The organism is Thermobacillus sp. (assembly GCF_003390775.1).
GTDB lineage: Bacteria > Bacillota > Bacilli > Paenibacillales > Paenibacillaceae > Thermobacillus > Thermobacillus xylanilyticus.
The window spans coordinates 1-22326 of record NZ_QEWA01000037.1; the positions used below are offsets into that span (position 1 = coordinate 1).

24 protein-coding genes are annotated in these 22326 nt (G+C 50.0%); 23 read left to right on the forward strand and 1 reads right to left on the reverse strand.

Going from position 1 to position 22326, the window contains the following annotated elements; genetic code table 11:
* The first annotated feature begins 552 nt into the window (after nucleotides 1-552).
* From C6W55_RS09210 to C6W55_RS09240, 7 genes are read left to right on the forward strand one after another with little or no spacing between them, the layout of a single operon-like run.
* Nucleotides 553-2319, forward strand: a complete 1767-nt coding sequence (locus tag C6W55_RS09210) for a glycosyltransferase family 2 protein (RefSeq protein ID WP_286892428.1) — start codon at nucleotides 553-555, stop codon at nucleotides 2317-2319.
* A gap of 30 nt (nucleotides 2320-2349) precedes the next feature.
* On the forward strand, nucleotides 2350-3123 hold the full coding sequence (locus C6W55_RS09215; RefSeq protein ID WP_286892429.1) for an ABC transporter permease: 774 nt from the start codon (nucleotides 2350-2352) through the stop codon (nucleotides 3121-3123).
* Nucleotides 3124-3133: 10 nt separating this feature from the next.
* Nucleotides 3134-3880, forward strand: a complete 747-nt coding sequence (locus tag C6W55_RS09220; RefSeq protein WP_286892430.1) for an ABC transporter ATP-binding protein — start codon at nucleotides 3134-3136, stop codon at nucleotides 3878-3880.
* A gap of 37 nt (nucleotides 3881-3917) precedes the next feature.
* Nucleotides 3918-4964, forward strand: coding sequence for an NAD-dependent epimerase/dehydratase family protein (locus tag C6W55_RS09225; protein ID WP_286892431.1), 1047 nt, complete (start codon nucleotides 3918-3920; stop codon nucleotides 4962-4964).
* A gap of 49 nt (nucleotides 4965-5013) precedes the next feature.
* A complete protein-coding gene (locus C6W55_RS09230; protein WP_286892432.1) occupies nucleotides 5014-5922 on the forward strand; it encodes a glycosyltransferase family protein in 909 nt (302 codons plus the stop codon).
* Nucleotides 5919-7799, forward strand: a complete 1881-nt coding sequence (locus C6W55_RS09235; RefSeq protein WP_286892433.1) for a methyltransferase domain-containing protein — start codon at nucleotides 5919-5921, stop codon at nucleotides 7797-7799. The genes C6W55_RS09230 and C6W55_RS09235 overlap by 4 nt, the downstream gene beginning before the upstream one ends.
* Nucleotides 7800-7804: 5 nt before the next feature.
* Nucleotides 7805-8902 (forward strand): acyltransferase family protein, encoded by a 1098-nt coding sequence (locus C6W55_RS09240; protein ID WP_286892434.1) that lies wholly within the window; start codon nucleotides 7805-7807, stop codon nucleotides 8900-8902.
* Here the strand turns inward: C6W55_RS09240 and C6W55_RS09245 are convergent.
* On the reverse strand, nucleotides 8876-9913 hold the full coding sequence (locus C6W55_RS09245) for an IS1595 family transposase (protein WP_286892435.1): 1038 nt from the start codon (nucleotides 9911-9913) through the stop codon (nucleotides 8876-8878). The two genes, C6W55_RS09240 and C6W55_RS09245, sit on opposite strands and share 27 nt — an antisense overlap.
* 470 nt (nucleotides 9914-10383) lie before the next feature.
* Between C6W55_RS09245 and C6W55_RS09250 the strand changes: the two genes are divergently transcribed.
* The 16 genes from C6W55_RS09250 (at nucleotide 10384) to trxA (ending at nucleotide 22307) form a co-directional block, all read left to right on the forward strand.
* Entirely contained in the window at nucleotides 10384-10632 is a 249-nt protein-coding gene (locus C6W55_RS09250; protein ID WP_286892436.1) for a hypothetical protein, read from the forward strand.
* Nucleotides 10633-10696: 64 nt separating this feature from the next.
* The gene (locus C6W55_RS09255) at nucleotides 10697-11440 is read left to right on the forward strand and encodes a sugar phosphate nucleotidyltransferase (RefSeq protein WP_286892437.1); all 744 of its coding nucleotides are present in this window, start codon (nucleotides 10697-10699) and stop codon (nucleotides 11438-11440) included.
* A 23-nt stretch (nucleotides 11441-11463) separates the two neighbouring features.
* The gene (rfbC, locus tag C6W55_RS09260) at nucleotides 11464-12021 is read left to right on the forward strand and encodes a dTDP-4-dehydrorhamnose 3,5-epimerase (protein WP_286892438.1); all 558 of its coding nucleotides are present in this window, start codon (nucleotides 11464-11466) and stop codon (nucleotides 12019-12021) included.
* 9 nt (nucleotides 12022-12030) lie between these two features.
* The gene (rfbB, locus tag C6W55_RS09265; protein WP_286892439.1) at nucleotides 12031-13044 is read left to right on the forward strand and encodes a dTDP-glucose 4,6-dehydratase; all 1014 of its coding nucleotides are present in this window, start codon (nucleotides 12031-12033) and stop codon (nucleotides 13042-13044) included.
* Between the two features lie 14 nt (nucleotides 13045-13058).
* Nucleotides 13059-13901, forward strand: a complete 843-nt coding sequence (gene rfbD, locus C6W55_RS09270) for a dTDP-4-dehydrorhamnose reductase (protein WP_286892512.1) — start codon at nucleotides 13059-13061, stop codon at nucleotides 13899-13901.
* A complete protein-coding gene (locus C6W55_RS09275) occupies nucleotides 13898-14863 on the forward strand; it encodes a glycosyltransferase family 2 protein (protein ID WP_286892440.1) in 966 nt (321 codons plus the stop codon). Before rfbD ends, C6W55_RS09275 begins: the two co-directional genes overlap by 4 nt.
* 84 nt (nucleotides 14864-14947) lie before the next feature.
* Nucleotides 14948-16354 carry an undecaprenyl-phosphate glucose phosphotransferase gene (locus C6W55_RS09280; RefSeq protein ID WP_286892441.1) on the forward strand — a complete coding sequence of 469 codons (1407 nt, stop codon included), beginning with the start codon at nucleotides 14948-14950 and terminating at the stop codon, nucleotides 16352-16354.
* Entirely contained in the window at nucleotides 16344-17327 is a 984-nt protein-coding gene (locus C6W55_RS09285) for a glycosyltransferase family 2 protein (RefSeq protein ID WP_286892442.1), read from the forward strand. Before C6W55_RS09280 ends, C6W55_RS09285 begins: the two co-directional genes overlap by 11 nt.
* A 25-nt stretch (nucleotides 17328-17352) precedes the next feature.
* Nucleotides 17353-17916 (forward strand): hypothetical protein, encoded by a 564-nt coding sequence (locus C6W55_RS09290; protein ID WP_286892443.1) that lies wholly within the window; start codon nucleotides 17353-17355, stop codon nucleotides 17914-17916.
* 123 nt (nucleotides 17917-18039) lie between these two features.
* Nucleotides 18040-18402, forward strand: coding sequence for a DMT family transporter (locus C6W55_RS09295; RefSeq protein ID WP_286892444.1), 363 nt, complete (start codon nucleotides 18040-18042; stop codon nucleotides 18400-18402).
* 1 nt (nucleotide 18403) lies between these two features.
* Nucleotides 18404-18721 (forward strand): DMT family transporter, encoded by a 318-nt coding sequence (locus C6W55_RS09300; protein ID WP_213486226.1) that lies wholly within the window; start codon nucleotides 18404-18406, stop codon nucleotides 18719-18721.
* Nucleotides 18722-18840: 119 nt separating this feature from the next.
* On the forward strand, nucleotides 18841-19548 hold the full coding sequence (locus C6W55_RS09305) for a hypothetical protein (RefSeq protein ID WP_286892445.1): 708 nt from the start codon (nucleotides 18841-18843) through the stop codon (nucleotides 19546-19548).
* A gap of 52 nt (nucleotides 19549-19600) precedes the next feature.
* Nucleotides 19601-20467, forward strand: a complete 867-nt coding sequence (locus C6W55_RS09310; RefSeq protein WP_286892446.1) for a DUF72 domain-containing protein — start codon at nucleotides 19601-19603, stop codon at nucleotides 20465-20467.
* A gap of 26 nt (nucleotides 20468-20493) precedes the next feature.
* Complete coding sequence (locus C6W55_RS09315; RefSeq protein WP_213486220.1) at nucleotides 20494-21327, forward strand: aldo/keto reductase; 834 nt, start codon at nucleotides 20494-20496, stop codon at nucleotides 21325-21327.
* A gap of 165 nt (nucleotides 21328-21492) precedes the next feature.
* The gene (locus C6W55_RS09320; protein WP_286892447.1) at nucleotides 21493-21915 is read left to right on the forward strand and encodes an RrF2 family transcriptional regulator; all 423 of its coding nucleotides are present in this window, start codon (nucleotides 21493-21495) and stop codon (nucleotides 21913-21915) included.
* 80 nt (nucleotides 21916-21995) lie between these two features.
* Complete coding sequence (gene trxA, locus C6W55_RS09325; RefSeq protein WP_213486218.1) at nucleotides 21996-22307, forward strand: thioredoxin; 312 nt, start codon at nucleotides 21996-21998, stop codon at nucleotides 22305-22307.
* Nucleotides 22308-22326: the final 19 nt, after the last annotated feature.

The window sequence follows — 22326 nt, forward strand, 5'->3', positions numbered from 1 at the left end:
GATCTTGGCAATTCCAATTATACCAAACAGAGAGGTGTTTTTCATTTCGTCAAGCCTGGAACCAAACGAGCTAAAACCCCATCATCCCAAGGAATTAGCGCCATTTTCTCTCTGCGAAAGTTGAGTTGTTTATTTTTGAACTTTAAGGTGAAATCGATTGTAACAAAGAGATATATATATCTCAATAAATATGTTGCTTTCGACTTCGACATTACACAGAATCTTGTTCTGCTGTAATGATTGTCCTTTTGACCCAAGATACTAGTTAGATTACAGTGATCTAAATCCGGACAAAGCGATAATTCAAAGAGAATGCTTATGTATTGCTGTCCGATACTAGTTCATGTAAGCTGTTTATAGAAGGCTTCATTGAGTGATGCAAAGTTAATCGACTGCTATTTTCATTAACAAATTTTATGCGGGAAGACTTGTTTTGCAAGTGGTGATAAAAGTGTTTTGGATACGATAAATATTATAACTATTAAGTGACAAAATGTCTTGGTCGATTAAGGAAACTTAATAAAATTCACCCAGGATTGGGAGATTGTGAAAATGACTGCATTGGATATTATTATAGTAACTTTTAATTCTGAAAAGTGGATAGAAAATTGTTTGAAAAGCATTGAGAACGTGCGCTTTCCGCTTAAAAACATTTATATTACTTTCATTGACAATAATTCGATTGATAAAACTAGACAAATTATTCAATCATATCCCAATCGCCATTTCTTTGGTGGGTTCCAGACGTTTTTTCTCAAAAGCAATCGGGGATTTGGTTATTCCAACAATTTTGCAGTACAGCGTACAAACCAGCAATATATATTCTTTTTAAATGTGGATACCGAATTAGAGCCCGATTCATTAAGCATACTTATTGAGACGGCAGAACGAAGCAAAGCGGATGGTTTTGCGCTCTGGGAGTGCAGACAATTTCCTTATGAGCATCCCAAAAATTATAATCCTGTAACTTTGGAAGTTTCGTGGGCGAGCGGTGCCGCTTGTATGGTAGATCGTGAAGCCTTTTTAAAAGTTGGGATGTTTGACGAGAGGATTTTCTTGTATGCGGAGGATGTTGATCTGAGTTGGAGATTAAGAGGGCACGGATATAAATTGATGTATGTGCCCAAAAGTATCGTTTATCATTACTCGTACGAGAAAGCCGGAGTAATTAAAAAACATCAGTTTTATAACAGTACTTATAATAACTTAATGCTTCGCTATAAATATGGTACTTTGAGAGACATATTTATCGGATATTTGCTGTTCTGTTGTCTTTTTTTTGTAAAAGTCCCTTTCAAAAAAAACGTATGGATGATTTTCAAAAACCTAATCAGAAGTTTCTACCAAGGTCTGAAATTTAGAAACTTGAACAGAAATTTTGGAAAGCTTGGTTTTAAGCCAACCTTTTATATATGGGATTACGAAATAAATCGTGACGGAGCTTATTACGTTAATGAACTCCCAAGTAAACGTCCCCTTGTATCTATTTTAATACGTACTTGTGGAAGACCTCTTGTTCTATATGAGACATTATTAAGTGTGCGGAACCAAACCTATCCGAATATAGAAGTCGTCATTGTTGAAGACGGGCCAGATGTTTCAAGAAATATGATTGAGAGAGAATTCTCCGATTTAAAAATTTGTTACTATGCTACTGGGGAAAAGAAAGGACGGTGCTTCGCGGGGAATAAGGCAATGGAGTTGGCCAACGGAAAATATTTGAATTTCTTGGACGATGACGACGTGTTGTATGCGGATCATGTAGAGGTTTTGTGTTCTCAATTGGAAAGAAATACAGATAAAAAGGTCGCGTATTCTTATGCATTTGAAACTCCAATTAGAGTACATTCGAGAGATCCGTATAAATATGAATTGTTGTACCATAATGTTCAGCACCGGCAACCGTTCAATCGAGAATTGTTGTTTAACCATAATTATTTGCCCATACAGACTGTCATGTTCTCAAAAGACCTCTTTAATGAACATGGGGGGTTTGATATAAACTTAGAAGTGCTTGAGGATTGGGATCTGTGGCTTCGATATGCACAAAAATACGATTTTCTGCACGTTGAAAAAGTAACTTCAGCTTACAGGATTCCTGCGGATTCGAACGACTTTCATGCTAGACAATTAATGTTTGATAAATACTTAACAGTTGTAAGGGGAAAATATAAGCAGTACAATGCGGTAGAAGCTTCTACGCTAAGAAGTTCCAGCGTGATTATAAATCGATTGCGTGGAATGACGGCAAGAGCCATACTGTTTAAAGTTAAACGGAAATTGGTAAGCCGATTAAGAAAATGGCTCAGCAGCAGGTAATAAACAATTAATATAGGAAAGTGGACTGAAATGAAATTTTTTGTTGAGATATTCCGGTATAGAGAACTGCTACGTGAACTGGTCAAAAGGGACTTGAAGGTTAAATATAGAAGATCTGCTTTGGGGATTCTTTGGAGTGTATTTAACCCATTGCTTTTTATGATGGTAACTACATTTATTTTTTCAGCAATGTTTAAGAATCAAATTGAAAACTTTCCTCTTTATTTTCTTAGCGGTCAAATCATATATGCCTTTTTTGCCGAAGCGACTGGACAGGCTCAGATGGGCCTGATTGAAAACGGAGCATTAATTAAGAAAGTATATATTCCTAAGTATATTTTTCCTATTTCCAAAGCCTGTCTTTCTTTGGTCAATACTCTGTTTTCTTTGGTTGCTGTTGTTCTTATTATCTTATTTATGAGGTTTGAACTTCCACCGACTTCGATTTTATTCTTTATTCCTATTTTGCTTATGTTTATGTTTTCCATTGGTATTGGATTGCTTCTGTCATCACTTACGGTATTTTATCGGGATATTATTCACATTTATAGTGTTGTGTTAAGTGTGCTGACCTTCTTCTCGGCAACGTTTTATCCAATAGAGATTATACCCGAAGAAGTAAGAGGTGTAATAGAATATAATCCTATTTACGTATACATTTCCTATTTTAGAGACTTGGTTTTGAATGGACAAATTCCAGATGCGTACCACAACTTAATTGCAATAAGTTACTGTATGGCGTCTATGGTTATAGGCTACATGGTGTTTAGGAAAAACGAGAATAAAATTCTCCTTTATATTTGAGGTGCAAGGTATGGATGAGCCAATAATACAGTTGAATAATGTCTCCGTTGTTTTTGATTTGCACAAGGAAAGAGTAAGCGGATTGAAGGAGTACTTCATCAAACGGTTAAAACGTGAATTAAAAAGTGAGAAGTTTTATGCACTAAATGGCATTGATTTATCGTTGTCAAAAGGTGATATTTTTGGTATCTTGGGGAACAATGGAGCTGGAAAAAGCACTTTATTGAAGGTAATCGCAGGAATTTTGGCTCCCACTGGGGGAAAGATTGTAACTCGTGGGAATATTGCCCCCTTGATTGAACTGGGAGCGGGTTTTGATATGGAGCTAACTGCTAGGGAGAACATTTATTTGAATGGCGCCATTTTGGGCTATTCACGTAAGTTTATTGACAGCAAATTTGAAGATATTGTTAATTTTGCGGAGATACATGAGTTCCTCGATGTGCCTTTAAAGAATTACTCATCCGGGATGGTTGCGCGTATTGGTTTTAGTATTGCCACCATAACAGAGCCTGATATTCTTATCGTCGACGAGATTTTATCAGTCGGTGACTATAGATTTCAAAAAAAATGCGAAGAAAGAATTAAGTCAATGATGTCAGAAGATACAACAGTAATACTTGTTTCTCATCAAATTGATCAGATTAGAAATATGTGCAATAAAGCCGTACTGCTAGATAAAGGGAAAATTATATATTCAGGTACGGCAGAAGACGTGTGTGATTATTACATTAGCCTCGGCCAAGAAGTGGTTTGAGGCACAATTGTTTATTTTATAGGATGGGAGATGCTTTATGAGAACATGTCTTATTACCGGCGGCGCCGGATTTATTGGTTGTGAAGTGTCGAAATTGCTGGAGAACTCTTTTGATCACATCATCGTTATGGACAATTTGCATCCTCAAGTACATACATCAAACAGTAAGCCTGAGAATCTTTCAAAAAAAGCTAATTTGTACGTTGCTGACGTGACAGATCCGATTGCATGGGATGAAGTGTTAACCAAATGGACCCCTGATACTGTTATCCACTTGGCTGCAGAGACAGGAACAGGTCAGTCACTGACTGAAAGTACTCGCCATTCGAATGTGAATGTGGTAGGTACAACGCAAATGTTGGATGCATTCACAAGACATAAAGTTCTGCCCCGAAAAATACTGTTAACCAGTAGCAGGGCTGTTTATGGTGAAGGCAAGTGGATAAAAAAAGACGGTACGGTATTTTATCCAGGACAAAGAAGCAATGAGCAATTGGCAAAAAGCGAGTGGGACTTTAAAGATGCAACCTTTATTCCAATGAGCAGCGATCAAAATACTCCAAATCCCACCAGTGTTTACGGAGCTACCAAACTTGCTCAGGAACATATTATTTCATGTTGGTGCAAGTCATTTGGTGTTGAGTTCACCATACTACGCTTGCAAAATGTATATGGTCCAGGTCAATCCTTAATTAACCCATATACGGGAATCGTGTCGTTGTTTGTCAGGCTGGCCAAGCAAAAAGAGGCGATTCCTTTGTATGAAGATGGCCTTATGCTTCGAGACTTTGTATTTATATCTGATGTGGCCAATGCGGTTTATGAGGCTACAACAAATGAGAAAACAAATGGAAAAACGCTTGATATTGGCAGTGGCAGAGGGATAACAATTAAAGAGGTTGCAAATATAATTGCTGAACGATACGGGGCGCCGACTCCAACAGTCTGCGGGAAGTATAGAAACGGTGACATAAGGCATGCACAAGCCGACATCACAAAAACTTTGGAAACCATGAATTGGAGACCGCAGGTATCGGTTGAAATGGGGCTGGAGTTGCTGTGTGAGTGGATTGATAAAAAATAAATTGAACATTTGTATGTAAATTTGTAAGTAACTTGAGGGAGAGAACTGGATGCTTTACAGAAAGAGTCTTCAGATTCAATCGGTTCTGTTTAATAATGACCAACAGAGAATCATTAGGTCAATCAACAGCATTGTTAGAGCTGTAGACTTTGCAATCAATAAGGAGCTATTTACTAAAATAACGCTTCGCTATGGGGACGGCTCACCGTCGCCATTATTTTCTGAACAAGAAATTGAAGAGTTAAACAAGTTGCATGGAGAGTATGTCCAAATTCAATATCAATTTTTTGGAAAGAACTTAGGATCAGCCAGAGGACACAACAAGTTGGCAGAGGATTCTGATTCGGATTTTATTATGATTATAAATCCGGATATATTGTTAGCGCCGGATACAATTCTGCAGCTTGCCGAACCCTATATCAAGTCGAATCAGAAAATTGGTATCGTTGAAGCGAGACAATTACCAATAGAACACCCGAAACACTATGATACCAAAACCGGAGAGACAAGTTGGGCATCTACAGCATGCGTGCTTATTCCCAGGCCTGCTTTTGAAAAAGTGGAAGGGTTTGATGCTGACACTTTCTTCTTATATTGCGATGACGTGGACTTTTCTTGGAGACTGCGGTTGGAAGGGTATAAAATTATTTATCAACCGTCAGCTGTGGTTTTTCATGACAAAACGCTGTCAAATGACGCTGCTTGGAAAACTAGCGATGCAGAGAACTATTATTCTGCTGAAGCTGGTTTATTGATGGCGTACAAATGGTCAAGACCCGACATTTTAGAACAAATTATTAATTATTTTGAAAAATCGGACATAAGTTATTATCGAGATGCTTTGAAAGAGTTTAACAGAAGAAAAAAAGAGGGTAGATTGCCCAAACAATTAGATACTGATCATAAGGTAAGCGAATTTACGAACAACAACTACGGGAAAATGAGGTTTTCGCTGTGACAATTCTAAAAGGAAATGAGTACCCATATAAGTTCGAGTATGCGGAAGACAATGTGTATGGCCATGTATTTAGTTTGATTGAAGATTTAGAATTGCCCAAACATGGGGTACATTTGGATATTGGATGTGGTTGGGGAGCTATATCTGATGTCATAGCTGTAAAAAAACAACTGCATTACATCGGAATTGACGCCAATCAAGAAGCGGTTAATCATTTGTTGTCTGAGGGTAAAGAGGCATATTCGTTCCGCCTCACAGATTCCCAAAGCAATCTTGAATTCATCGAGCGAATTTTAAATGGCCGGCCTATCTCTTCCATTTCAATAATCGACACCCTGGAACATGTATTTTATCTGGAAGAAGTCATGGACACAATTTCAAGGCTAAGTTTAAAGTATAATGCCCCAGTAATAATTAGTGTCCCGAACTTTACTCATAATGATGTTGTATTGAAGTTGTTATGCAACAAATTAGATGAAACAGCTACCGGTCTATTGGATAAAACACATGTGAATATTTTTAGTGAAGATAGGCTGGTAGCATTATGCCAAAAATACGGACTTCATCAAATCAAACAAAAGGACGTCAGACGCGAAAAGAGCGACCAGTATTTCCCAAAAGAATTATTGACGTTGGCAGAAAAATCGTCGCTTCGACAGCTATTGTTAAATTTAAGAAAAGAAATGGATGGGAATGGGGAAGTATATCAGTTTGTAAGGATGTTTATTGCCAGCCATCCGGTAAAGCATAAATATCCGGCACCACAAGAACAAAGACCATTTTTGTCAATAATAACTAGGACGGTTGGCGATCGACCAGAGGAATTGAAAGAGGTTCTTCTATGCCTTACGGGGCAGGAGTGTACGGACTTTGAAGTAATTGTTGTAGGGCACAATCTAACAGTAGAGAAACAAATTTCGGTAGAAGGCATAATAAACTCTACTCCCGAGTGGATTCGTTCAAAAATACGTTTAGTTAGAGTGAATGGAGGAAATCGTTCTACTCCATTGAATGTTGGATTTGAACAGGCAAATGGTCAGTACATTACGATTTTGGACGACGATGATATTGTATTCAGCAATTGGGTTAAAGAGTTTAAAGAACTATCGAAAGAACACTACGGAAAAATACTTAGAACCGTCTCGGTAAGGCAAGAATATGATCGGATTAAGACCAAGTATAGCCAAAGTTGTTCTATGGCTGTGTCCGGTTTTAAGCGTGATTATCCGCCGGAATTTGATTATTTTACGATGTTACATCATAATCAAAGTCCTGGACTGTGTCTGGCGTTTCCACGAGCATTATTCCATGATCTAAAACTGAGGTTTGATGAATCGATAAATACTATTGAAGACTGGGACTTCATTCTACGTGGGGCCTTTATTTGTGGAGTGGCCAGCAGTCCAGTTGTTACAAATATCTATAGATGGTGGAGAAAGGGGAGCAACTCACAGACACTTCATAGTGAACAAGAATGGAATGAAAATTATCAATATGTACTAAGAAAAATTGACTCTCGTCATTTGATTCTCCCGCCCGGAAGTGCAAAAAAAATTAACTGGTTGGTAGATGCATATATTAAAAATGCGCATTCCGTTCAATCTCAAAATGTTTCTGGTCAAATCGTAAATGAACAAGGAATACAACCAACGTATGATTCATTGATGCAAAAAAGAGAGGTAGCTCATCAAATACTTGCATCTGATTCGTGGTTTATTTTAAAACCTTTTAAAAAATTGATGCGTATATTTGGTAAGCAAATTAATATTCCTGATGTATTTCGAGCTAATGAGAAAGAGCTCGATGACTTTATAAATAACGTAAAAAGCTCTATTGGATGGAAAATTACTGGGGTTATCAGAAGAATAAGGGAATGAGATGCATGAACTTTAGCAGAGGCTCGATTGCAGAATGCTTTAATGCGAGAGAAAATAACCTCGACCTGTTGCGGCTATTTGCTGCAATCTTGGTTATTTTCTCTCATTCTTTTCCTTTGTCACTTGGATCAAATGCAAGTGAACCTTTTGTTTTATTCACAAAGGGGCAAGAGACTTTTGGTGGATTGGGTGTCAGTATTTTTTTTGTGATCAGCGGCTTTTTAATAACGTATAGTTTTGAAAGAAGTGCTAATGTTTATGCTTATATGAGAAATCGCATTCTGCGGATTTATCCTGCCTTGCTGGTAGTACTTCTTATTTCTGTTTTTGTACTAGGTCCACTGGTGACTTCTCTAAGTGTAAAAGAATATTTAATGCACCCTGCAACGATAAAATACTTGGAATCGTTCATGCTCATTAACATGCAGTATAGTTTGCCTGGTGTATTTGAAAATAATCCTTATCCCAATGCAGTTAACGGTTCTTTGTGGACGCTTTGGTATGAGATGTTTTTTTATATGGTAGTTGCTATACTTGGTTTGACAAGGTTATTAAAGAAGCATATTATTATTCCCTTGTTTCTTGCAGTATTGTTCATTGCAGAAATGATCGATCCCGGCATGGCAATCTATCACTACATTGAATTATTTAAATACTTCAGCGCGGGAATGGTAGTTTATTTATGTAGGGATAAAATAAAGCTGAATCATTTTGCGGCAATTGCAAGTCTTGCTATATTATGTATATTTGCGGGAGCGGGTTTATATAGATTTGCTTTTGCTTTGTTTGGTGCCTACCTTATTTTTCATATTGGCTTTGGAGTGCCGAAACTGTTTAAAACTTTTCAGGAAAAAGGCGATTTTTCGTATGGCATGTATATTTATGCGTTTCCTGTACAACAAACAGTGGCCTATTTGCTTGAGGGAAATATAACACCGATCCAAAACTTTGTATTTGCAACTCCCATAATTTTGGGATTATCAATATTATCGTGGTTTTTAATTGAAAAGAAATGCTTGGCACTTAAAAATAAAGCTGTGTTTAGGTTTGCTGTTGTTTTTTCTTGTTCATTGGGGTTAGGCGGCAAACCGTGCTTGTCGTAGACTGGTTTCGGTCTCAAACGTGCTGGGCGTGCATGCTGCCACAAACATCGATCGGATCAGCGCTTGTCTGGAAAGTTCTTTGTTCTCCTGGAGAAACTTGAACCATGCAAGATAGTTGTCCATGTACTTGCTGGCAACGCCGGCAAACCGGCTAAGCCAACGTTTGTAGAGAGAATGGTAGTTGTTCACATTCTGGATGTGATATACGCCTTTCACTCGTTTGGATTCGGTCGATTTGAAACGATAATGCGCAATGCCTCTCTTCGATGCAAATGTCTTGAATGCTCGCCAAGCGTCAGTACAAAGGATGTTCTGCCTGGTGATCCGAGGTGCAATGTGCTCTTCCAAATGGCGGGTCAAGATCCGACCACGGCACACCGCCTTGCTAAACGTTTGTTTCGTCCGGTCTTGGACGACCAGCACACAGACGAGTTCATCGCTGATGCCGCGTTTGGAAACACCGCCGCGTTTGCGAGGCTTTTCCACTTTACGGGAACCCTTCTCGGAGTAGGCGAAATACGTTTCATCCATCTCCACAATGCCCTCGAAAGGGAGGATGGACTCCATTTTCTTGAGGGCGACCAGCACTTTGTGTCGCCAGTAGAACAACCGCTCATGCCGTACGCCCAGGATCTCGGCGCATTTGCGCAGGGAGTGGCCTTCCAGCATCAGCTCGATGTAGGACACCCACAATTCCTTGTTGCGACTACGGTGCATTGGCGTGCCGGTGAGGTCGTTGAACGTTTTCCCGCATTGCTTGCACAGGTATCGCTGGCGGGTCACCCGTGATCCGCCGTAAGGCGACTGGAAAGTGCCATTCCGGATCGCCTTGTTGTGGCCGCAGTGCGGACAGGTAAAACCGGTTTTGTGCTTCTGTTCGCGGATCTCTTCAATCAAGCGTGAAGCGGCTGACTCTGCCGCATCGAACTCTCTGGAAAGCATCAAATGTACTTTCTTGCGATCGGCCGGGGAAAGGCTCTGCAGAAGACGCGTAATATCTTTGAAGTCCATAGCACACCTCTACGAATAAATGTTCTTATTAACAGTATAGAACATTCGTTCGTATAATGCAATTTTTCAACAATGAACCAAAACACAGCTAAAAATAAAAACCGAATAGTTGTGATGCCTAATAATACTGGACAGTGAAAAGTTCTTGTCGAAAAATCGTCACATAGCAAAATAACCCAATCAAGCGAATCTGTAGTATCCTTAAGGTTCCGACACCAGAAAGGAGATCAGATCGCAAGAGGGGGTTACAAGAGTAGTGTACCCGATTTCGTTACGATCGACCAGTCCATGTTGAAATTGATGAATGAAGTTCTATGTGCATTTCGAGCTTGCTTTTCCCGCGTCGCCGCCTTCGAGTGGTTCGTTGTCATCGTTGTCGGTTTGATGGGACGGATCCGCTGGAGCAGGTGACAAACGAGTCGGCTCGGAAACGGATTCGGTTGACTCTCCGGGCCATCGAAGGCTTCGTCATGTGCAGTGTCATCGCGACAGGCATCGTGCAGCTTCTCGCGCTACGCTTTTCCGGTCGTACGCCTGCGCTGTTCTTCCGCTATCTGCGCACGCCTTCCAGGTCGATCGTGTCGGAGGCGACGGTCGTCGCTTACTTGCGCCAATCGCTTTTTCGCTTGTTTGCTCAAAACCCGCATCTGGCGCTAACCCAAATAATTCGTTCCAAGCAGCAATCGGCCCATCCGGATGCGGATTCGCTTGCTTCTTAAATGTGAAAACTTTTCACTGTCCAGTAATAATACTGTGTGACTAATTAAATTTGGAGGTGTCGATATGAAGGGTATCCTCTTAGCAGGGGGAACCGGTTCACGCTTATATCCTTTGACTAAAGTCACAAACAAACACTTGCTTCCGGTAGGCAAATATCCCATGATCTTTCATGGCATTGCGAAATTGAAAGAAGCGGATATCCACGACATCCTGATCGTTACCGGTAAGGATCACATGGGCGATGTGGTCAATCTCCTGGGCAGCGGTGCAGAATTCGGCCTGTCTTTTACATATAAGGTCCAGGACGAAGCCGGGGGAATTGCGCAGGCGCTCGGATTGGCTGAACACTTTGTAAATGGGGACCAAATGGTCGTTATTCTGGGAGATAACGTATTTGAGGACAGTATTGCCCCATTCGTCAGAAATTTTAGAGAGCAGCGTGTCGGTGCGAAAATTTTGATCCAACAAGTGCATGACCCGCACCGTTACGGTGTGCCCGAATTGTCGGGCGACAAGATTGTGTCCATCGAAGAAAAGCCGAAACATCCGAAGAGCCAATATGCGGTCACCGGCATTTATATGTATGACAGTCGGGTTTTCGATATCATCAAGACGCTGAAACCTTCAGGCCGCGGCGAGCTGGAGATTACGGATGTCAATAATGCATATATCCAATCGAATGAACTCACCTATGATATTCTCCGGGGCTGGTGGACAGACGCGGGTACGCACGCTTCGTTGATGAGAGCGAATGAGCTGGCCAAGGATATCGTATATGGCGAGGAATTCGGAAAGTTGAAATTGTAAATTTGCGGAAGACAGGTGTCAGCATGAAAGTATTTGAAACGATGCTTCCTGGGGCCAAGCTGATCGAACCTGCCGTATTTGGCGATCACCGGGGCTTTTTTATGGAGAGCTACAATGAAGAAGTGTTCCGTCGGCATGGGATTACGCATAAGTTTGTACAAGACAATCATTCCTTGTCGGTTGAGGCCGGGGTATTGCGCGGGCTTCATTATCAGTTGAACCCCAAAGCCCAGACGAAGCTGATTCGGGTGACGGCAGGCGCGATTTACGATGTCATTGTCGATATTCGTCAAGGTTCGCCCACTTACGGGAAGTGGCAGGGATTCATATTGAGCTCGGCGAACAAGCGTCAATTGCTGGTGCCGAAAGGATTTGCCCACGGCTTCTGCACGCTGGTTCCGAACACCGAAGTACAGTACAAGGTGGATGAGTTCTATTCTCCGGAACACGACCGCGGCATTGCATGGAACGATCCGTCGCTCGGCATCGATTGGCCGACTTCCGCGCCGATCTTGTCCGAGAAAGATGGCAAGCATCCCCAGCTTGCAGAGGCTGAGAACAATTTTGTTTATGAAGGGTGAAAACGTCACGTGAAAATACTGGTTACAGGCGGAGCAGGGTTCATTGGCAGCAACTTCATCCTGTACATGGTGCGAAAATACCCTGATTATCAAATCATCAATGTCGATGCGCTGACTTACGCGGGAAATCTGGAAAATTTGCGAAATGTCGAAAACCATCCGAACTACCGGTTTGTCAAGGCGAACATTGCCGACCGCGCCGCCATGGAACCGTTATTCAGGGAAGGCCTCGATGCGGTGCTGAACTTTGCGGCGGAGTCGCACGTGGACCGCAGTATCATGCAGCCGGATTTGTTCGTGCGTACCAATGTGCTCGGCACGCAGACGCTGCTTGATCTGGCCAAGCATTACAATGTCGGCAAGTACGTGCAGATCTCGACAGACGAAGTGTACGGAACGCTTGGCGACACGGGAATGTTTACCGAAGAGACGCCGCTTGCACCGAACAGCCCGTATTCCGCAAGCAAGGCAGGCGCCGATCTGCTCGTCCGGGCGTATCACGAGACGTTCGGTTTGAATGTCAACATTACGCGTTGCTCCAACAACTACGGGCCGTACCAGTTCCCCGAGAAACTCATTCCGCTGATGATCCGCAATGCGCTCGAAGATAAGCCGCTTCCGGTCTACGGGGACGGGCTGAATGTTCGCGATTGGTTGTATGTCGAGGATCATTGCAGCGCTGTGGATTTGGTGCTGCACAAGGGAGTGAGCGGCGAGGTTTATAACGTCGGGGGCAACAACGAACGGACGAACATTGCGGTCGTAAAGACGATTCTGGCTGAACTCGACAAACCGGAATCACTTATCCGGTTTGTGAAAGACCGCCCCGGCCATGACCGGCGCTACGCCATTGATGCAACGAAGATTCGCCGCGAGCTCGGCTGGCAGCCGAAGTATGATTATGAGACCGGCATTCGGGAAACGATCCGCTGGTACCTTGCGAATCAGGATTGGATGAATCAAGTAGTCTCCGGAGCGTACCTCCAATACTACGAGCAGCAGTATCGCGAGCGGAAGGGATAATCATGACCGACACAATGAAAATTCTGGTCACCGGTGCGAACGGCCAATTGGGCCGGGAGCTTGCCTGGTTGCAAGCGCCGCAGAATATGGAAATCATCGGCTTCGGCCGGGGGGAGATGGACATAACCAATCTTGCGCAATGCCGCAGCGTGATTCGGGCGCACAGGCCGGATGCGGTCATTCACTGCGCAGCGTACACGAAGGTCGATCAGGCTGAGTCCGAGCCGGATGAAGCGTATCGTGTCAACGCGTACGGGACGCGGAACACGGCCCTTGCGGCGGAGGAAATCGGCGCAAAGTTCGTCTATGTGAGCACGGACTATGTGTTCGACGGCCGTGCGGACAAACCGTATCGCGAATACGACCGGACGGATCCTCAGACCGTCTATGGACGGTCGAAGCTGGCCGGGGAGCAGCTGGTCCAATCGCTGTCCAGCCGATATTTTATCGTGCGCACGTCCTGGGTGTACGGGAAGTATGGCGCTAATTTCGTTAAGACAATGCTGAAGTTGGCGGAAGATCGGGACAGGCTGAAGGTCGTCCATGACCAGGTCGGTTCGCCAACCTATACACTGGATCTCGCGCGATTCTTGCTGGATCTGGTGAAGACCGACTATTACGGCATCTATCACGCTTCCAATTCCGGCACCTGCTCCTGGTACGAGTTTGCGAAGGCGATTTTCGAGGAAAGGGGATTGAATGTAGAAGTCGAGCCGTGCACGACGGCCGAGTTTCCGCGTCCAGCGCCACGGCCGGCCTATTCGGTGCTGGATCACGGTGCGATTAGGGTTCATGGGCTTGCACCGCTCCGTTCGTGGCGGGAAGCGCTGCGCCACTATCTGCAGAATTGTGAGTGAATCGAGGGGCTTCACACAAGGCTGGCGAGCCGGCCGAGAGAGTATGTATAGTAACATACAGTGCTTGGAACATCGAGGACTGCCTGCACGCCTTGCAAAGGCAGTCCTTTCCGCTTGCTTCCGTCGTAATCGTCGATAATGCGTCAACGGATGACACGCAAGAGGTGTTGTCGCGCTTCGGCAGAAATATTCGGCTCATAGCCAATCAACAGAACAACGGCTTCGCAGGCGGGCAGAACCAGGCGATCGCCGCTTCGGCGCCGTCCGACTATGTGCTCGTGCTGAATCCGGACGTGTCACTTGACCCTGATTATGTTGCCGAAATCGTGGCCGTCATGGAGCGAGACCCGCGTATCGGCAGCGCGACGGGGATGCTCGTCCGGGCCGACCAGCCCGACACGATGGATAGCGCCGGACTGGTGTTGCGCCCGGATCGCAATGCGGCTGATCTGGCGGCCGGAGAACGGGTTGCGGATTGGACAAGCCCGCGCGAGATCTTCGGCGTGTCCGGCGCAGCGGCCATGTATCGCCGGGCCATGATCAAGGACATTTCGGACGGCGGCCAGTTCTTCGACGAAGACTTCTTCGCATACAAAGAAGATGTGGACGTCGCCTGGCGCGCGCGTCATCTCGGTTGGACGGCGGTCTACGTGCCCTCCGCAAGAGCTGTGCATCGAAGGGGCTGGAAGCCGGGCGGACGGCGATCGGTGCCGCTTTTCGTCAGACGTCATTCGTACCAGAACCGCTTTTTTACCTTGATCAAAAATGAACCTTTCGGACCGCATCTCTTCCTTCTTCTTCCGAGGTTGCTGCTCATCGAGGCGGCGAAGCTGGGCTACATCATCCTGTTCGAGCCAGGACTGCTCGCATGCTGGCCGCGCATTATGAAGCTGTTGCCGACCATGCTGGGCAAGCGGCGCCGGCTGTTCCGACGTGCGGTGTCGAAGCGCGGCGATATCTAGTGGAAGATTGTTGGTAGGATTCATTTTTTCTGCTAGAATTGTAGTGAATGATTAAATGGCCTCGGTCATCTGTGGGTGAGTGCGGTGTTAAGGCAGAATCAGCGATTTCTGACGCAAATTTATGTGCTTTTCGATGCGGTCGGCATGATCGTCGCTTTTCTTGCGGCGTACTGGATCAAGTTTGAAAGCGGTTGGCTGCCCGGAACGGAGGCATTGTCATTCAGTTCTTACCTGCTCTGGGGGCTCGTATACGCCATTCTTGCCGTGCTTGTCGGCTATTCCGCCGGACTCTACAAACCGCGGCGGCGGACGAAACTCTCGACGGATGTCTGGAAGCTCGGGCAGGTGCATCTGCTCAGTTTCGTCGGGCTGCTCAGTTTCCTCTATTTCGCGAAAGAGATCCACGTGTCGCGGGAGTTTCTCGGCATCTTCCTGGGACTGAATCTGACAGTACTGTCCGTCTACCGGATCGCAGTCAAGATGACGTTGTTCCGCCTGCGCCGCGCGGGTTACAACAAGAAGTATCTGCTCATTCTCGGCGCGGGATCGGTCGGGCGCAATTTCTACAAGAGCCTGTTGCAATATCCCGAGCTGGGTTATGAAGTTTTCGGCTTTCTCGACGACAATCTGACGGAACATCCCCCGACCGGACTTCCGATGCCGCCGATACACGGCGGACTGGATCGACTGGATGAGTTGCTCCGCAAGCATACCATCGATGAAGTGATCATCGCCCTGCCGCTCGCAGCGCACGAGAAGTTTGCGGAAATCATCGAGACCTGCGACAACGCCGGCGCGAAGACGTTGATTATCCCCGACTACTTCGATCTGCTGCCGGCGCGTCCGTACTTCGACAATTTCGCCGGCATCCCGCTCATCAACGTGCGCGACATTCCGCTGGACGAGCTCGGCAACCGGCTGCTGAAACGTGCTTTCGATATCGTGTTCTCGATCGCGGCCATCATCGTGACGTCGCCGATCATGCTGATTGCCGCCATCGGGATCAAGCTGACGTCGCCGGGTCCCGTCATCTTCAAACAGGAGCGGATGGGGCTGGATCGGCGCACCTTCGTCATGTACAAGTTCCGGACCATGCATGTGTCGGACCAGAATACGGCGGATACGCAATGGACGGTGGAGAACGATCCCCGCCGCACGAAGTTCGGCGCCTTCCTGCGCCGGACGAGCATCGACGAACTGCCGCAGTTTTTCAATGTGCTGAAGGGCGATATGAGCGTTGTCGGCCCGCGTCCCGAGCGGCCGTATTTCGTGGAGCAGTTCAAGGACGAGATCCCGAAATACATGGTGAAGCACCACGTCCGCCCGGGCATCACCGGCTGGGCGCAGACGAACGGGCTGCGCGGCGATACCTCGATCCAGGACCGGATCAACCACGATTTGTATTATCTCGAGAACTGGTCGTTCATGTTTGATCTGAAGATTATCATCTTGACGATCTTGAGGGGATTTGTGAACCGCAATGCCTATTGACACCACGGGTCTGACGGGGAGCAGGCCGGATGTGTCGGTCATCATCCCGACGCTGCAGGCCGGCGAAGAACTGCGCAGGCTGATCGAAAAGCTGCAAAACCAGACGCTTGCGCCGCGCGAGATCCTCGTCATCGACTCGGCTTCGACGGACGGTACGCCTGAGATCGCGTTGGGCTGCGGCGCCAGAGTAATCGGGATCGATCGGAAGGACTTCGACCATGGCGGGACGCGCAATCTGGCCGCGTCATATGCCGTCGGCGAAGTTCTTGTCTTTATGACGCAGGATGCGGTGCCGGCGCATCCGGAGATGCTGGAGCGGCTGGTGGCGCCGCTGGAGGATGAGCGGATCGCTTGCGCCTATGCGCGGCAGGAGCCGCGTCCCGATGCGGGCGTGCTGGAGCGGCTGACACGCGCGCACCTATACCCGGAACAGCCGGACGTGAAATGGAAATCGGATCTTCCGCGGCACGGCATCCGAACGTTTTTCTGTTCGAATGTATGTGCGGCTTATCGGCGGGATGTGTTTGAGCAGCTGGGACGTTTTCCGTCGCCGGTGCTGTTTAATGAAGATTTGTTCTTCGCGGCGCGAAGCATTATGGCGGACTACGGGGTGGCGTATGCGGCCGACGCGCGCGTCGTCCACTCTCACGATTATACGCTCGGTCAACAGTTTCGCCGCTATTTCGACAACGGCGTCTCGATGTGCGGCAACGATTGGGTTTACGCCCACTCGGGCGTAGGCAAATCCGGGAGCGGGATGGTGCTCGCCATCACGCGCGAACTGATCCGAAGTCGGCAGATGCGGTATATCCCGCGGCTGCTCATGGAATCGGCGGCGAAGTTCATCGGTTATCAGCTCGGCAAGCGTCACCGGCTGCTGCCTGGAGCACTTTGCAGAAGGTTCAGCATGCACCGCGGCATTTGGGATCGGTATTACCAGACCCGTTCGGCCGGCGAGACGCTGCAGGGATAGTCTGTCAACCGGAGGTGGGTTGAGGATGCGGAAAGGTCTGATCGCCGCTTTGGTCGTCATCGTGCTGCTGGCGGTCGGCGGTTATGCGGGCGTGCAATACGGCAAAAAATTCATCGCGGAACGCGTCATGAATGAAGTGGTCGAGCAGGTGCTTCAAGACGAGGAAGTGCGCCGGCTGATGGACGATCCGGAAGTGCGCCAGGCGCTGCGCGAAGCCGTGTCTGCGGAAGATCTGGAGCGGCTGCGCAACGAAATCGGGGCAAAGCTTGGAAGCGGCGGTTCTGACAGCGGCTCGGGCAACTCGGCTGGCGATACGGGCGATGGCGCGGGCGGCAAGTCCGGTGCCGGAAGCTCGGCGGCAGGCGGCGGGAATCTGGTCATCACCAGTCTCGAAGAAGCGGAGGCGCTGGTGCTCGAGAAATTTTCGATCGGCGAGATCCGCCGGTTTGCGGCGATGGCCGGTAACGGCCTGACGGCAGAGGAGAAGCAGAAGATTCAAGAGGATGCCATGAGCCGGTTTACGGAGGAAGAGTTGCAGGCGCTCAAGCTGATCGCACTGATGGAAGCGGAGAAGCGGCTTGGGGAGTAGCGTGGGTTGAAGCCTTTTCGGGAACCGGCCGCCGCATCTTTCCCGGCTTGCAACCTGCCCTGCACCCGCCTATACTGTTTCACGAATGCGCGCCGCACGAATCACAGAAAGGTCAGATGCATCATGGCATGGTTTTATGTACTCATCGGCGGGCTGCTGGAGATCGGCTGGGCATACGGCATGAAAGAGTCGGAAGGCTTCACGCGGCCGCTGCCAAGCGCGGTGACCATCTTCCTGCTCATCGTCAGCTTCTATTTCTTCGCGAAATCGATGACGATGCTGGAGACCGGTGTGGCGTACGCCGTCTATACCGGCATCGGGACGGCCGGTACGGCCATCATCGGCATGATGTTCCTGGGCGAGTCGGCCGACCCGATGCGGCTCCTCTTCCTGGCGCTGCTCATCGGCGGTATCATCGGCTTGAAGGTCATCAGCCCGGAAGAACCGCAGAACAAGAAGCAGACGGACGAAGGAGGGGCAGGCTGAAATGGCATGGATCTGGCTGCTGATCTCCGGACTCGGCGAAATCGGCGGCGTTACCTTTATCAAGCTGTCGGACGGCTTCAAACGGTGGAAACCGACCGTCGGCGTGGCCGTTTCAAGCTTCATCAGCTTCTATTTCCTGTCGCTCGCGCTGCGAGAAATTCCGATCGGCACCGCATACGGCATCTGGACAGGCATTGGAGCGGCGGGAAGCGTGCTGCTCGGCATGGTGCTGTTCAAGGAATCGCGGGACATCCGCAAACTGCTGTTCATCGCGATGATCATCGCCGGCGTCGTCGGACTGCGGTTCTTCGGCGCGTAAAGTCCACGCCGGCCTGCATACCCCTGGCACCGCAAAGCCAGGGGTTTATTCATTTTCAGGTGGGATGATTCACCGCTGAACGGATACACTATCTGGAAAAAAGGAAAGGCTGAACCACCATGCGGCGTTCTTTCCTCGCAGCGGCGATACTGGCGGCACTGCTCCTGCCGGCGGTCCCCGCGCCGGCGGAGGACCTTGCGGCCCAGGCGGCCGGGCCCGGCCTGAAGCCGCCCGCACATCCGGCCGAGCCGGAGGCACCGCCCGCTCCCGCGCACACCCCGAGCCGCCCGGATGTGTGCGCCCCCGCTTCGCCGGCGGACCTGAAGCGGCGCGTCCCGTTCACCGTGTTCGCGCCGCGCGCGCTGCCGGCAGGCTGGGTCCCGGCGGTCTGCGCCTACCCGCCGGGCAGCCGGCGCGTGTACGGCCTGCGCATCCAATTCCGCGCGGCCTGGACGGCGCTGCCGCCGGCCGGCATCCTCGGGGACCGGATCGCCGGCATCGCCCAGACGAAGGCGTACCTTGCGCAGCTCACGGACAAGCACGGCGAGCTCGTGCGGCTGCGCGGCCGGACCGCGCGGTTCGAGCCCTGGCCGCCCGGCGCCCGCGACGAAACCGGCCGCGCCTTTCACGGCGGCATCCTGCGCTGGATCGAGCAGGGCACGCTGATCGAAATCGACAGCCGCTTCCTGACGCGGGAGCAGATGATCCGGCTGGCGGAAGAGCTGCGGCCGCTGTCCGGCACATCCGCCGAAAGCGTTCGGCCGCAATTGCCAATTCGCCCCGGCAATTCTATACTGGGGGTGCAGGACAGACACGCCCGGGCCTGACGCGTCTGACCAGGTCCGGGTGCGGCTCGGGGCTCAAGGGAGGCGGACGCGGTTGATACGGATCGGGCTGGCGGGATGGGGCGACCATCCGTCGCTCTATCGGCATGCCCGGCAAGCGGGCGGGAAACTCCAAACCTACAGCGGCTGGTTCGACATCGTCGAAGTCGATGCGTCGTTCTACGCCATCCAGCCGGAGAACGTGACGGCGAAGTGGGCGTCCGAGACGCCGGCCGGCTTCGGCTTCATCGTGAAGGCGTACCAGGGGATGACCGGCCATGCCCGCGGCGGCGTGCTTTACCCGGACACGGCTGCCATGTTCGCCGCATTTCGCGCGTCGCTCGAACCGATGCGCGAAGCGGGCAAGCTGCTCGCCGTCCTGTTCCAGTATCCGCCATGGTTCGACTGCACGCGGGAGCACGTGAACAAGCTGCGCGAAGCCCGGGCGTTGATGGACGGCATCCCGTGCGCGCTCGAGTTCCGCAACCGCACCTGGTTCGAGGCCGGCATGCGGGATAAGACGCTCGCGTTCATGAAGCGGGAAGGCTGGATCCACAGCGTGTGCGACGAACCGCAGGCCGGGGAAGGCTCGATCCCGATCGTTGAAGAAGCAACCGATCCCGGCCTGACCATCGTCCGGTTCCACGGTCGCAACGCGGCCGGCTGGAACGCCGGCGGGCCGGGGTGGCGCGACGTGCGCTACCTGTACCGCTATGCCGAAGCGGAGCTCAAGGAATGGATGCAGCGGTTGAAGCGGCTTGAGGCGCAGTCCGGCACGGTCTGCGTCATCTTCAACAACAACTCCGGCGGCGACGCCGCGGACAACGCGCTGCAGCTCATGCGCTTGCTCGGCCAGCGCCCGCCGCGCGGCAGCTTCGACCGGCCCGAGGAGCCCGAGCAGATGGACTTGTTCGAACTTTAAATTCAAGACAAGGAGTGAGGCTGGCGATGGCCAACGTACGGCATGTGGCCGAAACGACGACGCTGAACAACGGCGTGAAAATGCCGTGGTTCGGGCTGGGCGTCTACAAGACGCAGGAAGGACCGGAAGTGGAACAGGCGGTGGCCGCCGCCCTGGAGGCCGGCTACCGGCTGATCGACACCGCGGCGCTGTACGGGAACGAGAAGGGCGTCGGCAACGCCATCCGGGCCAGCGGCATCCGCCGGGAAGACATTTTCGTCACGACGAAAGTATGGAACAGCGACCAGGGCTACGACGAGACGCTGCGCGCGTTCGAAGCGAGCCTGAGCAGACTCGGCTTCGACTACGTCGACCTGTACCTCGTCCACTGGCCGGTGAAAGGCAAATACAAGGACACCTGGCGCGCCCTCGAGCGGCTGTACAAGGAAGGGTATGCGCGCGCGATCGGCGTCAGCAACTTCCATATCCATCACCTGGAGGATCTGCTGTCCTCGTGCGAAGTGAAGCCGGCCGTGAACCAGGTCGAGTGCCATCCGCTGCTCACGCAGGAGGAGCTGCGCAAATACTGCCGCGATCAGCACATCGCCTTCCAGGCGTGGAGCCCGATCATGAAAGGCCAGCTCGACCTGCCGGTGATCACGGAACTGGCGGCGAAATACGGCAAGACCCCGGCCCAGATCGTGCTGCGCTGGGACCTTCAGAACGACATCCTGACCATTCCGAAATCGGTTCGCCCCGAGCGCATCCGCGAGAACGCGAACATTTTCGATTTCGAGCTGTCTGCCGAAGACATGGCCCGCATTGACGGCCTGAACCGGAACAGCCGGTTCGGCGCGGACCCCGACAATTTCAATTTCTGAGTCGATTTCTGAGCCTCCGGCGCCCTGCGGGAACCGCTGCCTGTTCCGCCGCGCCATGCATCTCCGGCCGCCCGGCGGTGAACACTACGAGCGGACATGAGCGGCTGCCCGTTGACAACCTCGAACTGTAACGAATATAATTACAGTACGAAGCGAGGTGCCCTCATGAACAGCGAGTTCACCATAGCGGTGCACAGTCTCGTCCTGCTGGCGTACCTTCCCGAGCGGATGGCATCCAGCGAGACGATCGCGGAGAACGTCCAGACGAACCCGGCGCGCATCCGCAAAGTGATGAGCGTGCTCAGGAAGAGCGGCTTCGTCGAGACGCGGGAAGGGGTGCGCGGCGGCTACCGGCTGGCGGTCGAACCCGGCGAGGTGACGCTCGGCGACATCTACCGCGCCATGGCGCAAGGGTCGCTCATGCCGGGCTGGTGCTCGGGCGATCCGGAGATGGACTGCATCGTCAGCTCGAACATGCGGACGGTCATGAACGGCATTTTCTGTACGGCGGAGAAGCGGCTGGAGGATTACTTCGACAGCATCACCATCCAGGCCGTGCTCGGTCAGATCCGCGCCTGCCAGGTATGACGGGCTTGTCTCAAGCCCTCGCATACAGCGCGGAGCGCAGCATGCGCTTCGACATCTTGACGAGGAAAGGAGATCAGACGATGGCTATCGAACTGACGAAAGACAACTTCCAGGCGAGCATCGCCGAAGGCGTGACGCTGGTTGATTTCTGGGCGCCCTGGTGCGGCCCTTGCAAAATGCAGCTTCCGATCGTGGAGGAGCTGTCCGCGGAACTCGGCGGCCAGGCGAAGATCGGCAAGATCAACGTCGACAACGAACCGGAGCTCGCATCCCAATTCGGCGTCATGAGCATCCCGACGCTGATCCTGTTCAAGGACGGCCAGCCGGTCGACAAAATGGTCGGCCTGCAGCCGAAGGAAGCGCTGAAGACGAAGATCCTCGCGCACGTGTGATCCCGCGGCGGCCGAACAC

Excerpts from the sequence above, each read along its gene's own strand:
- C6W55_RS09295 (WP_286892444.1), top strand. The coding sequence starts at position 18,040 with ATGGCATGGTTTTATGTACTCATCGGCGGGCTGCTGGAGATCGGCTGG.
- C6W55_RS09215 (WP_286892429.1), top strand. The coding sequence starts at position 2,350 with ATGAAATTTTTTGTTGAGATATTCCGGTATAGAGAACTGCTACGTGAA.
- rfbC (WP_286892438.1), top strand. The coding sequence starts at position 11,464 with ATGAAAGTATTTGAAACGATGCTTCCTGGGGCCAAGCTGATCGAACCT.
- C6W55_RS09320 (WP_286892447.1), top strand. The coding sequence starts at position 21,493 with ATGAACAGCGAGTTCACCATAGCGGTGCACAGTCTCGTCCTGCTGGCG.
- C6W55_RS09210 (WP_286892428.1), top strand. The coding sequence starts at position 553 with ATGACTGCATTGGATATTATTATAGTAACTTTTAATTCTGAAAAGTGG.
- C6W55_RS09285 (WP_286892442.1), top strand. The coding sequence starts at position 16,344 with ATGCCTATTGACACCACGGGTCTGACGGGGAGCAGGCCGGATGTGTCG.
- C6W55_RS09290 (WP_286892443.1), top strand. The coding sequence starts at position 17,353 with ATGCGGAAAGGTCTGATCGCCGCTTTGGTCGTCATCGTGCTGCTGGCG.
- C6W55_RS09300 (WP_213486226.1), top strand. The coding sequence starts at position 18,404 with ATGGCATGGATCTGGCTGCTGATCTCCGGACTCGGCGAAATCGGCGGC.
- rfbD (WP_286892512.1), top strand. The coding sequence starts at position 13,059 with ATGAAAATTCTGGTCACCGGTGCGAACGGCCAATTGGGCCGGGAGCTT.
- C6W55_RS09250 (WP_286892436.1), top strand. The coding sequence starts at position 10,384 with ATGTGCAGTGTCATCGCGACAGGCATCGTGCAGCTTCTCGCGCTACGC.
- C6W55_RS09305 (WP_286892445.1), top strand. The coding sequence starts at position 18,841 with ATGCGGCGTTCTTTCCTCGCAGCGGCGATACTGGCGGCACTGCTCCTG.
- C6W55_RS09255 (WP_286892437.1), top strand. The coding sequence starts at position 10,697 with ATGAAGGGTATCCTCTTAGCAGGGGGAACCGGTTCACGCTTATATCCT.
- C6W55_RS09220 (WP_286892430.1), top strand. The coding sequence starts at position 3,134 with ATGGATGAGCCAATAATACAGTTGAATAATGTCTCCGTTGTTTTTGAT.
- C6W55_RS09245 (WP_286892435.1), bottom strand. The coding sequence starts at position 9,913 with ATGGACTTCAAAGATATTACGCGTCTTCTGCAGAGCCTTTCCCCGGCC.
- trxA (WP_213486218.1), top strand. The coding sequence starts at position 21,996 with ATGGCTATCGAACTGACGAAAGACAACTTCCAGGCGAGCATCGCCGAA.
- C6W55_RS09240 (WP_286892434.1), top strand. The coding sequence starts at position 7,805 with ATGAACTTTAGCAGAGGCTCGATTGCAGAATGCTTTAATGCGAGAGAA.
- C6W55_RS09315 (WP_213486220.1), top strand. The coding sequence starts at position 20,494 with ATGGCCAACGTACGGCATGTGGCCGAAACGACGACGCTGAACAACGGC.
- C6W55_RS09230 (WP_286892432.1), top strand. The coding sequence starts at position 5,014 with ATGCTTTACAGAAAGAGTCTTCAGATTCAATCGGTTCTGTTTAATAAT.
- C6W55_RS09225 (WP_286892431.1), top strand. The coding sequence starts at position 3,918 with ATGAGAACATGTCTTATTACCGGCGGCGCCGGATTTATTGGTTGTGAA.